This is a genomic window from Streptomyces sp. NRRL S-244, from assembly GCF_000717915.1.
In the GTDB taxonomy this organism is placed as follows: Bacteria; Actinomycetota; Actinomycetes; order Streptomycetales; family Streptomycetaceae; genus Streptomyces.
The window spans coordinates 109,243-122,876 of record NZ_JOCX01000005.1 but is presented as its reverse complement, the minus strand read 5'-3'; the positions used below and the strand labels follow the sequence as shown (position 1 = coordinate 122,876).

Here is a 13,634-nt window from a genome sequence, read left to right as displayed (position 1 = left end):
GCCATGGACGTACTCATCAGTGTCTTCGTGGGCCTGCACATCATCGGGATCGCCGCCCTCCTGGGCGGTTTCCTGACCCAGATGAAGGCGATGAGCGCCGGCACCGCCCGCTTCGTGCCCGCGATGCTGCACGGCGCGCTGACGATGCTCGTCACCGGCGTCCTGCTGGTCGGCTTCCGCGAGATGGACGGCGGCCACGTCAACAACATCAAGATCGGCGTGAAGCTCGCCGTCCTCTTCGTGATCCTCGCGCTCGTCTACGTGAAGCGGGACGAGGAGCACGTGGAGAAGGCTCTGTTCGGTGCGGTCGGCGGGCTGACCGTGGTCAATATCTTCATCGCCGTCCTCTGGCACTGATCCCGACACCGAGCCACAACAGCCACATCCGTTCACGTCAGGTCACGTCGGGGCACTTGCGATCATCTCGTCATCCGGCCGTTACCTTCCGGTCTAGCGTCCTCCTCCAAGCACCGAGCTCCCGAGCGAGGAAGGACGTGAGGCCCTCGTGGCCAGTCACCGAAAGCCCAGGCAGCGCCCGCTCCATCCGCTCTCCCGCGGCACCGTGCGGACCGCCGCGACGCTCGCCCTCGCGGGCGCTGCCACCGCCACCGCCTTCGAAGGCACCTCGCAGGCCGAGCCCCAGCAGACGCCCTCCCAGGTGAAGGCCGAGGTCGACCGGCTCTACGAGGAGGCCGAGGAGACGGCCGAGCGGTACAACGGGGCGAAGGAGCAGGCCGACGGGGCCCAGCGCGCGCTCGACGCCCTGCGCGACGAGACCGCCCGCAAGACCGACCGGCTCAACACCGCCCGCCGGGCGCTCGGTTCCCTGGCCGCCGGCCAGTACCGCACCGGCGGCCTGGGGCCCGCCATGCGGCTGGCGCTGGCCGAGAACCCCGAGGACTACCTGGACCAGGCCTCGTTCCTCACCCGGACCGGCGACCGCAGCGCCGCCGAGGTCTCCTCCGTACGACGCCAGCTCGACGAGGTCCGGCAGCTCAAGGACAAGGCCTCCGGCCGGCTCGCCGACCTGCGCGCCCGCGAGGGCGAACTCGCCGGGTACAAGGCCACCGTCGAGGGCAAGCTCGACACCGCCAAGCGGCTGCTGGCCAAGCTCACCGCCGAGGAGCGGGCCGCTTACGAGGCGCAGTCGGGCGGCGCGGGCCCGGCCGGTCCGCGTGCCACGACCCCGCCGCCGGCGCCCTCGGACGGTACGCGCGCGGCCCGCGCGGTGGCCTTCGCGTACGGGGCGATCGGCAAGCCGTACGTCTGGGGCGCGACGGGACCGGGCTCGTTCGACTGCTCCGGCCTGACCCAGGCGGCCTGGCGCTCGGCCGGGGTCTCCCTGCCCCGCACCACCTACACCCAGATCAACGCGGGGCAGCGGGTCTCCCGCGACCAGCTGGCCCCCGGTGACCTGGTGTTCTTCTACTCCGGGGTCACCCACGTCGGCCTGTACATCGGCAACGGCCAGATGATCCACGCCCCGCGCCCCGGGTCCACGGTCCGCGTGGCCCCGATCGACTCGATGCCCTGGGCGGGCGCCTCCCGCCCGGCGTGAGGCTGCCGCCCGGCGTGAGGCTGCCGCCCGAAGGCCTTATGGCGCTTGGCCCTACGGTGCCTTGACCTGCGTGGTCAGCCAGGTGAAGGCCTGCGGGAGCTGCTTCGACCACGAGTCGAGGTTGTGCCCGCCGGTGACCTTCTCCGCGTGCACCGCGGTCGGGGTCTGCGCGATGGCCTTGAGGTCCGTGCCGGACAGGTAGCCGTCCTGCTCGGCGCCCGACATCCACAGCGAGACCGCCGGCGGCGTGGGCGCGGCCTTGAGCAGGGCCTTCAGGTTGTGGGTGCGCCGCATCTCCGGGTCCTGGGCGACCAGCGAGGTGGGCTCCTGGCCCGGGTCGTTGTAGCCGGAGAGGGAGACGGCCGCGCTGTAGCGGTCGGGGTGCAGGATCGCCAGCTTGGCGGCGCAGTACGCGCCCGCCGAGTACCCGGCCACGCCCCAGGTGCGGGCCTCGTCGGAGGCCCGGAAGTTGTCGACGACCATCTTGCGGACGTCGACGCTGAACCAGCTGTCCGCGTTGACCTTGCCGGGGATGTTCGCGCATCCGGTGTCGCCGTTGCCCAGCAGCATGGCGCGCGGCGAGACCAGGATGAACGGCTGCACCTTGCCGCTCTTCATCAGCGGCTCCAGCACCTCTGCCGCCTTGAGCCCCTGGAACCAGGACTTGCCCGTCCCCGGTATGCCCGGGATCAGCTCGACCACCGGGAACTTCTTGTTCTTGAACGCCGGGTCGTCGTACTGCGGCGGGAGCCACACCATGACGTCGCCCTTGACCCCGGAGATCTTGCCGTCGAGCTCGGTCTTCTTGACCCGGCCGCCGAGGCCGTCGACCGGCTGGAAGTTCTGGAGCACCTTCGGCTCCGCCTTGACCTCCGCGGCCTTCTTCCCGCCGAGCCCGTCCGCGCCGAGGTCGGGAGCGGCCGTGACGTACTTCCCGGTGCCGAGCAGATCGCCCCAGGAAGCGTAGAAGGTCTCCTGCCGGTTCACCGAGATGAACACCAGCGCGACGGCGGTGACCTGGGCGAACACGATCATCAGGGCCCGGGTCGACACCCGTACGACGGCGGGGCCGCGCACCTTGCTCCACACGGCCAGCGGCAGGAGAACGGCGATCGCCGTGAGGGCGATCGCCGTCGCGAACAGGGGGAACCCGGTCAAGCTCATCACGCCACCCAAGAGGGCGCCGCGGCGCCCCGCGGTTGCCCCCGCCCCCTGCGGCGTCGGTCACACCAGGCGGCGCGCCGTCGCCCAGCGGGTCAGTTCGTGCCGGTTGGAGAGCTGGAGCTTCCTGAGCACCGCCGAGACGTGGGACTCCACGGTCTTCACCGAGATGAAGAGCTGCTTGGCGATCTCCTTGTACGCGTACCCGCGCGCGATCAGCCGCAGCACCTCGCGCTCGCGCTGCGTGAGGCGGTCCAGGTCCTCGTCGACCGGCGGGGCGTCCGTCGAGGCGAAGGCGTCGAGCACGAAGCCCGCCAGCCGCGGCGAGAACACCGCGTCGCCCTCCTGCACCCGGAAGACCGAGTTCACCAGGTCGGTCCCGGTGATGGTCTTGGTGACGTACCCGCGCGCGCCGCCCCGGATGACCCCGATGACGTCCTCGGCGGCGTCCGACACGGACAGGGCCAGGAACCGCACCGGGTTCTCGGCGGCCGCCATCAGCGGGGCGCAGCGCCGCAGCACCTCGACCCCGCCGCCGCCGGGCAGGTGCACGTCGAGCAGGACCACCTCGGGCCGGGTGGCGGTGATGACGGTGACGGCCTGGTCCACGTCGGCCGCCTCGCCGACGACCTCGACCCCGGTCCGGGCGGTCTCGCCGATCTCGGCCTGCACGCCCGCGCGGAACATCCGGTGGTCGTCGACGAGCACCACCCGGACGTGCCTGTCCGCTGCCGCGCTGCCGGTCGTCTCCTCGGTCATGCTGCGTTCGCCGCCCTCTCCATCTCCAGCTCGACTTCCGTGCCGCCGTCGGGCGCGGACCGCAGCCGTGCGGTCCCGCCGTTGCGCTGCATCCGGCCGATGATCGATTCTCGTACGCCCATGCGGTCGTCCGGTACCGCGTCGATGTCGAAGCCCGGCCCCCGGTCCCGTACGGACACGAACACCGTCTGCCCCTCCACCTCGGCGTACACCTGCACCGGCCCGCCCTCGCCACCGTACTTGGCGGCGTTGACCATCGCCTCGCGCGCGGCCTGGATCTGTGCACCCAGCCCGTCGTCGAGCGGGCAGTCGCCGACCACGACGACCTCGATGGGGACCCCGTGGTGGTCCTCCACCTCGGCGGCCGTCTTCTTGACGGCCTCCGCGAGGGTGGTGGGCTCCTCGGCCTCGTCCTTGCCGGTGCCCTCCGGCTTGTACAGCCAGTTCCGCAGCTCCCGCTCCTGCGCGCGGGCCAGGCGGCGCACCTCGCCGACGTCCTCCGCGTTGCGCTGGATCAGGGTCAGGGTGTGCAGCACCGAGTCGTGCACGTGGGCGGCGACCTCGGCGCGCTCCTGGGCCCGGATGCGCATGAGGCGCTCCTCGGAGAGGTCCTGGGTCATCCGGATCAGCCAGGGGCCGGCGAGCAGGGCCGTGCCGACGAGGACGGCGAGGGCCGCGGTCAGTACGTTGCCGAGCTGCGCGGCCGAGCCGCGGACGACGATGAAGACGGTCAGGCCGACGCCGACCAGGGCGACCCCGGCGAACCCGCGGGCCATCTGGAGCAGGCGCGCGTTGCGCCCGGCGGCGGCGCCCCAGTGGGCACGGCGGGCGTTGTCGGCCTGGCGCCAGACGAGGACCACACCGGCGCCGACGAGCAGCGTCGGCCACACGTACCGGCCGGAGGTGCCGCCGAGCTGGACCTTGGAGATGAAGATGCCGGCGCCGATGCACAGGGCTATGAGGGCGGTGATCTGCCCCCGGTCGGGTTTGCGCAGGCGGCGGCTGCCGTCGGAGAGGGTCTCGAAGAAGGAGCGGTGTCCGGTGCGCCCGCCGACCCCCAGCGGTACGAAGACCCAGAACGCGGCGTACAGCAGTACGCCGAGTCCGTCGCCCCACATGAACAGGCCGAGGAACGCGAGCCGGACCCAGACGACCGGCAGCCCGAGGTGCCCGGCGAGACCGCGCGCGACACCGCCGAGCATCCGGCCGTCGGCGCTGCGGTAGAGCTTGCGCTGCGGCGGTTCTTCGGCGTCTGCTGCGTGCGGGGGACGGGGGGCGGTGGCGACGGGCATGCCATTGATGGTCACACGCGGGCGGCGTACGGGACATCAGGGCAGCCCCCCAGTTCTGTCGGGGGGATATCAGGGTTGCGCCAGGGTCGGGCCCGGTGCCGCGGGGCGCGGCGGGTTGCCACCATGGAGCCATGACCAAGCACGACTCCCCGCCGCCGGCCGGTACGGCACCGCCGCCGGGCGACCGGGCCGCAGACCGGCCCGCAGACCGGCCCGCAGACCGCGCCGCCGACCGGCCGCCGCTGCGCCGCAGCAAGCGCGACAAGGTCCTCGCGGGCGTGTGCGGCGGCCTCGGCCGGTACTTCGACCTGGACCCGGTGATCTTCCGGATCGTGCTCGGCGTCCTCGCGGTCACCGGCGGGGTCGGCCTGATCTTCTACGGCTTCGCCTGGCTGCTGCTGCCGGTGGAGGGCGAGGAGGACAGCGAGGCGAAGAAGCTGCTGACCGGCCGGGTCGAGGGCGCCACCCTGGCCGCCGTGTTCGCGGCCCTGGTCGGCTGCGCGCTGTTCCTGTCGATGCTGGACAACGGCGGGCTGGCCGTGTTCTCCGTCCTGGTGATCCTGGCCCTCGGCGGGGCCTCGTACTGGTCGCAGCGCCGCCGGAAGGCCGCCGCCCCCGAGGCCGAGCCGCAGGCGGTGCACCGTCCTGCCCCCGCCCCGCCGGAGACCCAGGCTCCGCCCGTGCCCGGCAGTCCGTCCTGGTGGCGGGACCCGCTGGTCAAGGACGGCACGACCGGCCCCGTGGGATCCTCCGGGTACCTGTGGGGGCCGGACGACTCGGCCGACGCCAACGCCGCGCGGAACATCGGGGACGGCCGCGCCCCGGACGCCCCCGGGCGGGCCGCCGCCCCGAAGGTCCCGCGCGGGGGCATCGGCGGCCGGGTGTTCGTCCTGGCCCTGCTGGCCGGGGGCGCCGCCACCGCCGCCGTGTGGCAGGGCAGCACCCTCTCGCACGCGTTGCAGATGGGTCTGGCCTCGGCGCTCGCCGTCTTCGGGCTCGGCCTCGCGGTCAGCTCGGTCAAGGGCCGCACCGGCTTCGGCACCGTCCTGCTCGCGGTGATCACCGCCGGGCTGCTGGCCGGCGCCTCCGCGCTGCCCCGCGAGATCGGCACCGACTGGAAGTCCGTGGAATGGCGGCCGGCCGCGGTGGCCGACGTCAGACCCGTCTATACGGCGGGCACCGGGCTGGCCACGCTGGACCTGAGCCGGCTGGACGTGCCGAAGGGCACCACGCTGTCCGTCCGCGCCAGCGTGGAGGCGGGCCGGCTCAAGGTGATCGTGCCCCGCGAGGTCACCGCGCAGGCCGACGTCTCGGTGAAGCTGGGCGACATCCACATGCCCGGGGAGACCAGCCAGGACGTACGCGTCAAGAGCGGCGGCGAAACCCAGCAGGCGACCCTGAAGCCGTCCGCCGGCACCGAGGCCGGGGGAACGATCGAGCTGCACCTGAACGCAGGTGTCGGACAGGTGGAGGTGGCCCGTGCCGCGTCATGAGTTCCAGCCCGGCCGGCTGCTGGCCGGCCTGACCCTGGTGGCCGCGGGCGTGCTGTACCTGCTCGACGCGACCGGGGAGGCCGATCTGCCCTGGTTCCTGGTCATCCCGATGACCGTGGGCGGGCTCTGCCTGGCCGCGCTGGTGGGGGTGGTGACCTACGCCGTGCGCCGGGACCGGCGCGACCGGATCAGCGAATCCAGCGAGAGATAGGGCGCACCGGCCAGGATCATCGGGATCCAGGCCATCAGGTAGACCAGGTCGTTGCCGTAGTAGTACGGGGTCACCTGCCAGGACACCGTGAGCCACAGGCTGAGCGAGATCAGCGCTCCGCCGGTGGCCGCGATCCGGGTCAGCAGGCCGGCCAGGGTGCCCAGGCCCACGAGGAGCTCCCCGACGGCCAGCACCGCCCCGAACCCGACGGGCGAGAGCAGCGCCCAGTCCACCAGGGCGGGGATCGCGGAGGTGTCGCGCACACCGTGCATCTGCTCGCCGATGGAGCCGGCGCCGGAGGCGGACAGGAACGCGGAGTCGGTCAGCTTGTCCAGGCCCGCGTAGACGAAGGTCACACCGAGGAAGATCCGCAGCGGCAGCAGGGCGTACCGGGCGGCCCGTTCCCGCAGTCCGGAACGGCCGGACGGGCCGGGCGCGCCGGTCGACCCGGACGAGCCGGAGGGACCGACGGAAGGGACATCAGTTCGGGTCACGTCCCATGTGTACCCCGGTTCACTCGGCCACGTCGATGGTGCAGCGGTTGGATTCCACTCCGGCGGCCGTCACCACCTGCACCTCGATGCGGCCGGGTTCCACCTCCGCCGGGACCGGCACCGTCAGCACCGAGTCCGAGGGGTTGGTGAACCCGCCCGCGACCGGCACCAGCGGCACGTGCACGTGGACCGCCCCGACCCGTACGACCAACCGGGCGAGCATCTCCGGCGTCTGCGCCCCGGGCGGTACGAAGCCCACACCGCGGATCTCGATGTCGTCGCCCGGCCGGATGGCCGCGTCGAGGTCGCCGGGCTCCCTCCTGCGCACCACCGACAGGATCAGCGGGCGGGTCACCTCGGCGTACTTCGCCGCCAGGTACACCGCAGCCGACAGGGCCACCAGCATGGCCAGCGCCCACGGCAGCCGCGGCAGCCGGTCCGGGAACCGGGCCATCGACACCGCCGCGAAGGCCAGCACCACCGTGGAGACCAGCACGTACTGCGCGTCCGGGAAGCTCCCCCGGCCCGCGTCGTCCGTCAGCAGGTCCACCCCGCGCGGCCGGTCCGCCGGCAGCTTCTGCATCCGCTGGCCCATGATCCGTACGGTGACCACCCGGCGCACCAGCACCGCCACGGCCGAGGTCAGCGCGACCACCGCCAGCAGCGGCAGCGCCCGCCCGAGCGCCAGCCCCGCGTACAGGGCCTGGCGCCCCGGGCCGGGCGGCGAGGCCGCCAGCCGCAGCGCGGGCAGCAGCGCGGCGAACGCGGTCAGCACCACCCAGGCGCTCGGCACCGCCTTCGAGGTGGACAGCCGGTTGTCCTCGCCGACCAGCGGGGCGAGCAGCCCGCCGCGCAGTGACTGGGCGCGGGCGGCGACCGTCAGCAGCCCGGCCAGGACCACCGCCGCGAGCAGCCCGGCGGTGCGGGCCGTGGACCAGCCGGTGCCGAGCGCGGTGCCGACCTGCACCAGCAGCAGCACCCCGGCGGCGATCCACACGGCGAGCACGGCCCGCCGGGAGAACAGGTACAGCCAGGAGTTGCCGGCCTCCCGGCCCCGGTCGGCGACCGTACGGGCCGACAGGGTCAGCTCGTCGGAGACCCACTGCCGGGACGCCCCGGCGGACCGGGCCACGGCGGCCGGCAGCCCCTGGCCGGCCGCGAACTCGTCCCGCTTCTCGGTGAACGCGGCGACGGCGCGCCGGTGCCCCTCCTGCGCGCCGTGCGGGCAGTCGTCGCAGGTGCAGGCGCCGCCGTGGGTGCTTCGGGACATCTCTTGGACAGCCACGTGCGTGCCGCCTCTCTGAACTACGGTGCAATGCCAGCGAATTGTGCACCACTGCGGCAGTGCTCCGGATTGCGCACGATGTCAGAGCAGGTGATTAACCGTTCATGATGTTGACGTCACCCGCCCGGCCCAGCCGTGTCAGGGGGCGACGGTCTGCCAGAGGGGCTGGTAGCTGACCCAGGCGGCGAGATCCGTGCCGAAACGCTCCCGGGCGGCGAGCGCAGCGCGGTGGTCGATCGGCACCGGCTTCCCGGCGGCCCGCGCGATCAGCTGCACCTGCGCCGCCCGCTCCGCCGCGATGAACCACCAGGCCGCCGCGTCCACGGAGTCGCCGACCGTCAGCAGCCCGCGGTTGCGCAGGACGAGCGCCTTGTACGGGCCCAGGGCGCGGGCGATCCGCCCGCCGTCCTGCGGCCCGGCGAACCCGTCGAGGAGCGCGTGGTCCTCGTAGAAGGCGCAGGCCTCCTCGCTGATGGGGGCGAGCAGCTCGCCGAGCGCGGCCAGTGCCCTGCCGTACGGGGCGTGCGCGTGCACCACCGCCACCGCGTCGGGGCGGGCCCGGTGCACGGCCGCGTGCACGGCGAAGGCCAGCTCGTTGACCCGGCGCGCGCCCCGGCGCACGCACCCGTCCCCGTCGACGAGCAGCAGGTCGGCGGCGGTGAGTGCGGACAGGGCCTGCCCGAACGGGTTCACCCAGTGGCAGTCCGCGAACTCCGGGTCCCGCACGGTGATGTGCCCGGCGACCCCGTCCTCGTACCCGAGGCGGCCGAACAGCCGCAGCGCCCCGGCGAGCCGCTCCTTGCGGTACGCGCGCTCCTCGGCCGGGTCGGCGTGGACGGGCGGCAGCGCGAACCGCAGCCGGTCCACCGGTACGGGTGCCGGTACGGGTGCCGGTACGGGTACGGGCACCGGTGCGGGTACGGGTTCGGGCTGATCCGGCATGACCCCCTCCTTCGGCTCGCCGCGCAAGGTACCGGCGGCCGCGCCAACTGGCCATACACGCGGCGAAGCCGCCGCTCCCGGGGGAACGGCGGCTTCGTCACGGGCGTCGGGCGGGGACTACTCCCACTCGATGGTGCCCGGGGGCTTGCTCGTGCAGTCGAGGACGACGCGGTTCACGTCCGGCACCTCGTTGGTGATGCGGGTGGAGATCCGCGCGAGCACCTCGTACGGCATGCGCGTCCAGTCCGCGGTCATCGCGTCCTCGGAGGAGACGGGGCGCAGCACGATCGGGTGGCCGTACGTGCGGCCGTCGCCCTGGACACCGACGCTGCGGACGTCCGCGAGCAGGACGACCGGGCACTGCCAGATCTCGCGGTCCAGACCGGCCGCGGTCAGCTCGTGGCGGGCGATGGCGTCGGCCTCGCGGAGCAGGTCCAGGCGCTCCTTGGTGACCTCGCCGACGATGCGGATGCCCAGGCCGGGGCCCGGGAAGGGCTGGCGCTGGACGATCTCCTCGGGCAGGCCGAGCTCCTGGCCGACCATCCGGACCTCGTCCTTGAACAGCTGGCGCAGCGGCTCGACGAGCTCGAACTCGATGTCGTCGGGCAGGCCGCCCACGTTGTGGTGGGACTTGATGTTCGCGGTGCCGGTGCCGCCGCCGGACTCGACGACGTCCGGGTACAGGGTGCCCTGGACGAGGAAGGCCACCGCCGGGCCGTCCTCCTGGAGGATCTCCAGCTGGGCCTGCTCGAAGACGCGGATGAACTCGCGGCCGATGATCTTCCGCTTGGTCTCCGGGTCGGAGACCCCGGCCAGCGCGGTCAGGAAGCGCTCCTGCGCGTCGACGACCTTCAGCTGCACGCCGGTGGCGGCGACGAAGTCCTTCTCGACCTGCTCGGTCTCGCCCTTGCGCATCAGGCCGTGGTCGACGTACACGCAGGTCAGCTGGGAGCCGATGGCCTTCTGGACGAGGGCCGCGGCGACCGCGGAGTCCACGCCGCCGGAGAGGCCGCAGATGGCGCGCTTGTCGCCGACCTGCTCGCGGATGGCCGCGATCTGCTCCTCGACGATGTTGCCGGTGGTCCAGGTGGGCTCCAGGCCGGCGCCGCGGTACAGGAAGTGCTCCAGCACCTGCTGGCCGTGCGTGGAGTGCATCACCTCGGGGTGGTACTGCACGCCGTACAGCTTCTTCTCGTCGTTCTCGAAGGCCGCGACCGGGACGACGTTCGTCGACGCGGTGACGGTGAAGCCCTCGGGGGCGGCGGAGCAGGCGTCGCCGTGGGACATCCACACCGACTGGTGCTCGGGGGTGCCCTCGAAGAGGGTGGAGCCGGCCTTGGAGACGGCGAGCGGCGTACGGCCGTACTCACGGGCGCCGGTGTTGTCGACGGTGCCGCCGAGGGTGGTCGCCATCAGCTGGAAGCCGTAGCACATGCCGAAGACGGGGACGCCGGCCTCGAAGAGGGCGCGGGCGTCGTCCAGGCGCGGAGCACCCTCCTCGTACACGGAGGACGGGCCGCCGGAGAGGATGATCGCCTTCGGGTCCTTGGCGAGCATCTCGGCCACCGGCATCGTGCTGGGGACGATCTCGCTGTAGACCCGTGCCTCGCGGACGCGGCGGGCGATGAGCTGGGCGTACTGGGCGCCGAAGTCGACGACGAGAACCGTGTCCGGGGCGCTGTCGTGGGCGGCGGAGGGTGCTTCTGGCACGGGGCGGCCTTCCGGCGGAAGAGGGTGGCTGTTTTGTCGATTCTACCGGTGGCGCCGGCCGCCACTTTGTCGCACCATCCGAGGCCCACGTCACGGTCCGTCTCACGATCCGGGCCGGGTTGGCCCGGAGGGGGTCGGGCCGACATAATCCGGTTCATGCGCAAGCAGCTGAGCTTCCTCTTTACCTATGGCACCGGCCGGTCCGGTCGCCATGGGTCCGCGTGATGCTCGCTTGAGCCGCTGACTTCCCAGAGCGCCCCGGTCCGACAGGACCGGGGCGCTCTGGCGTTTCCGCTCCTGCCGGCACAACCCACAGGAGTAAGAACATGAGCGTGACCACCACCCCCGCGCAGCTGATCGCCGAGTCCCGCGAGCGGATCGACGCCATCGACGACCGGATCATCGGGCTGATCCAGGAGCGGATGGCCGTCTCGACCGTCATCCAGGACGCCCGGATCGCCTCGGGCGGCCGCCGGGTGCACCTCTCGCGCGAGATGGAGGTGCTCGCGCACTGGAGCGACGCCCTCGGCAAGCCGGGGACCACCCTCGCGATGACGCTGCTGGAGCTCTGCCGCGGCCGGGTCTGAGGCCCGTTCGTCCGCTCCGGTCTTTGCGCCCGTTCCGGTACGCCCGTTCCGGTAAGCCCGTCCCGGTACGCCCGTCCCGGGCCTTACGCCTGTTCGTCACTCGTCCGGACCGTGACCGGCCCCGGCACCCTTCGTTGGTGTGGATGGCCGCGCCAGCCAGGCGCGGGACCACAGCACCACGCGTGGCTCTTCGGGAGCGATGAGACGTACGGCCCCCCGGGACGTGCGTCGTGGGACCTCGCTCCTTCGCGTGACCGGACGGCAGGGGACAGCAGCCCGGTCACCCCAAAAAGGACGGCCGGCCGGGGGGACGCCCCCGGCCGGCCGTTCCGCGTGTCCCCGCTGCTTACGCGTGCCCGCCCGAGCGGCGGCGGACCCCCACGTACAGCGCACCGCCGACGGCCACCGCGCCCAGCGCGCCCAGCGCGATCGGGCCGACGGAGCTGCCGGTCGAGGCCAGGTTGCCGCCCGTACCGCCGGTGGCGGACGCGGACGCGCTCGGCGAGACCGACGCCGAGGGCGAGGCGGAGGCCGACGGGGACGGCGACGCGGAGGCCGAGCCGGACGGGCTCGGGCTCGTACCGCCCTTGACCTCGACCACGAAGGCGGCCTTGGCGTTGCCCGCGACCGGGTCGAAGGCGAGCGGCTTGGTGCCGCCCGCGACCGGCTCGCCGACGGTGACCGAGCCCTTGGCGTCCGCCACCGCCTTCTCGATCTTCATCGAGAACCGGCCGGTGTACGTACCCGGGACGTCCGCGAAGATCCCGCCGTCGCAGAAGTAGCGCGGCGCGCCCAGCTGCTCCGCGCGGTCGCTCCCGTCCGCGTTGGCCGCGCGGCAGTTCCGGGGCACGTCCGTGACCTGCACCCCGGCCGGCATCACGATGTCGGTACGGGCCACGCTCTGGCTCGAGCGGAGGTGGCTGATCACGGCCGGGCCCTTGTTGCGGAAGCCGAGCTCGGCCACGACCGTGTCGCCGACCTTGCCGGAGGGCGCGGCGGTGACCGCCTCGAAGTCGGCCCGGGCGCCCTTGGCGGTGAACTCGAACGCGCGCTCGTTGTCGCGCGGGTTCAGGTCGGTGTCCTCGGCGCGGCGAGCGTCCCGCGCCTCCAGGTTGGAGTCGGTGACCGGCACCGCGGCCGACGCCTTGACCAGCTTCAGCTTCTTGCCGGTCGCCGGCTTGCCCTCGGTCGCGTCCTTGGCCGGCGCCGGGTCGGGGACGACCCCGTACCTCAGCCGGTCCTGATAGGCGCGCTCGGTGGTCTTGAGGTGCAGCGGGGAGTCGGGGGCGAGCTGGTAGGACTCGCCCGGCAGGAACTCGCCCTCGACGAGGCACACCGTGGTGGCGCCCATGCCGCCGTGGTCCTGCCGCCGGCAGTTGTCGTACGTCTCCGCCGGCTCCAGGCCGGCCGAGGCGTCCAGCTCCAGCGCCACCGACCTGGCGGGCAGCGTGCCCCGGTTCGCGAAGGCCAGCGGCAGGTCCTGCTGCTCGCCGGCCGTCACCTCGGCCTTGGGCTTCAGCTCGCCCAGGTGCAGGTCGGGGCCGCCGACGGTCAGCTTGGTGGTGACCGGCGTGACGCCGGCGCCCGCCACCCGGCCGGTGACCGCGATCTCGCCGCTCGCGCCGTTCTTGGCGTCCTTGGCGGCGGAGACGAGCAGGTCGAAGCTGTTGCCGTTCCCACCGGTCCCGACCGACAGGCCCTGCTGCGTGCAGACGATCGCGGTGGCGCTCGTCGTGCAGTTCGGCCTGGGCTTGGCCGGGTCGAGCCGGACCGACGCCACCCCGGAGACCTTGGCCAGGTCGACGGTGACGGTGAACTCGCCCGGGAAGCTGTTGCCGGGGCCCACGTAGGCCAGCTCGTAGCGAAGGCTGCGCTCCTTCGAGGCGCCCGTGTCCGGGGACGGCTGGAGCACCAGTGCGGAGGGGCCGCCTAGCGGAAAGACCGGTTCCGCGGCGAGCGCGGGGGCGGCCGCGCCGAGGCTCAGCGCCGCCAAGCCAGTAGCGGCCAAAAGGGAGATGCGCTTGTCCATGAAGATCGAGACCGCCGAGTACGGGTCTCGGTTGCCCCCTTCGGAGGGTGACGGGCATCACATGCAACCATCCGGACTGATCACCTGTCACTTATGTACGCGGCGGCGGGGTC

General features: G+C 72.9%; 12 protein-coding genes and 1 pseudogene. 5 read left to right on the top strand and 8 right to left on the bottom strand.

Features of this window, described 5'->3' with window-relative positions:
* The first annotated feature begins 3 nt into the window (after positions 1–3).
* Both IF02_RS0108145 and IF02_RS0108140 read left to right on the top strand, forming a co-directional pair.
* Positions 4–357, top strand: a complete 354-nt coding sequence (locus tag IF02_RS0108145; protein WP_030154809.1) for a hypothetical protein — start codon at positions 4–6, stop codon at positions 355–357.
* Between the two features lie 148 nt (positions 358–505).
* Positions 506–1,558 carry a C40 family peptidase gene (locus IF02_RS0108140; RefSeq protein ID WP_030154808.1) on the top strand — a complete coding sequence of 351 codons (1,053 nt, stop codon included), beginning with the start codon at positions 506–508 and terminating at the stop codon, positions 1,556–1,558.
* Between the two features lie 51 nt (positions 1,559–1,609).
* On the opposite strand, the gene IF02_RS0108135 is transcribed toward IF02_RS0108140, so the two are convergent.
* Genes IF02_RS0108135 through IF02_RS0108125 form a run of 3 tightly spaced genes read right to left on the bottom strand, consistent with a single transcriptional unit; the run spans position 1,610 to position 4,770 of the window.
* Positions 1,610–2,722 (bottom strand): alpha/beta hydrolase, encoded by a 1,113-nt coding sequence (locus tag IF02_RS0108135; RefSeq protein WP_030154806.1) that lies wholly within the window; start codon positions 2,720–2,722, stop codon positions 1,610–1,612.
* A 60-nt stretch (positions 2,723–2,782) separates the two neighbouring features.
* Complete coding sequence (locus IF02_RS0108130; RefSeq protein WP_030154804.1) at positions 2,783–3,478, bottom strand: LuxR C-terminal-related transcriptional regulator; 696 nt, start codon at positions 3,476–3,478, stop codon at positions 2,783–2,785.
* Positions 3,475–4,770: an ATP-binding protein gene (locus IF02_RS0108125; protein WP_030154803.1), complete on the bottom strand. Its 1,296-nt coding sequence runs from the start codon at positions 4,768–4,770 to the stop codon at positions 3,475–3,477. The genes IF02_RS0108130 and IF02_RS0108125 overlap by 4 nt, the downstream gene beginning before the upstream one ends.
* Before the next feature lie 131 nt (positions 4,771–4,901).
* Here IF02_RS0108125 and IF02_RS0108120 point away from each other — a divergent pair, with 131 nt between their 5' ends.
* Both IF02_RS0108120 and IF02_RS0108115 read left to right on the top strand, forming a co-directional pair.
* Complete coding sequence (locus IF02_RS0108120) at positions 4,902–6,263, top strand: PspC domain-containing protein (protein ID WP_078621956.1); 1,362 nt, start codon at positions 4,902–4,904, stop codon at positions 6,261–6,263.
* The gene (locus IF02_RS0108115) at positions 6,250–6,474 is read left to right on the top strand and encodes a hypothetical protein (protein ID WP_037835781.1); all 225 of its coding nucleotides are present in this window, start codon (positions 6,250–6,252) and stop codon (positions 6,472–6,474) included. Before IF02_RS0108120 ends, IF02_RS0108115 begins: the two co-directional genes overlap by 14 nt.
* Here IF02_RS0108115 and IF02_RS0108110 read toward each other — a convergent pair.
* From IF02_RS0108110 to guaA, 4 genes are all read right to left on the bottom strand, one after another.
* Positions 6,420–6,968, bottom strand: coding sequence for a TQO small subunit DoxD (locus IF02_RS0108110; protein ID WP_030154797.1), 549 nt, complete (start codon positions 6,966–6,968; stop codon positions 6,420–6,422). The two genes, IF02_RS0108115 and IF02_RS0108110, sit on opposite strands and share 55 nt — an antisense overlap.
* A gap of 19 nt (positions 6,969–6,987) precedes the next feature.
* Positions 6,988–8,238 (bottom strand): hypothetical protein, encoded by a 1,251-nt coding sequence (locus IF02_RS0108105; RefSeq protein ID WP_420708111.1) that lies wholly within the window; start codon positions 8,236–8,238, stop codon positions 6,988–6,990.
* Between the two features lie 153 nt (positions 8,239–8,391).
* Positions 8,392–9,162, bottom strand: coding sequence for a class II aldolase/adducin family protein (locus IF02_RS0108100; RefSeq protein ID WP_030154793.1), 771 nt, complete (start codon positions 9,160–9,162; stop codon positions 8,392–8,394).
* A 150-nt stretch (positions 9,163–9,312) separates the two neighbouring features.
* On the bottom strand, positions 9,313–10,905 hold the full coding sequence (guaA, locus tag IF02_RS0108095) for a glutamine-hydrolyzing GMP synthase (RefSeq protein WP_030154791.1): 1,593 nt from the start codon (positions 10,903–10,905) through the stop codon (positions 9,313–9,315).
* 290 nt (positions 10,906–11,195) lie between these two features.
* On the opposite strand from guaA, the pseudogene IF02_RS0108090 reads away from it, so the two are divergent.
* Positions 11,196–11,492 (top strand): annotated as a pseudogene (locus tag IF02_RS0108090) (chorismate mutase); the annotation flags it as partial.
* 346 nt (positions 11,493–11,838) lie between these two features.
* Here the strand turns inward: IF02_RS0108090 and IF02_RS0108085 are convergent.
* Positions 11,839–13,485: a hypothetical protein gene (locus IF02_RS0108085; protein ID WP_051695975.1), complete on the bottom strand. Its 1,647-nt coding sequence runs from the start codon at positions 13,483–13,485 to the stop codon at positions 11,839–11,841.
* Positions 13,486–13,634 lie beyond the last annotated feature (149 nt).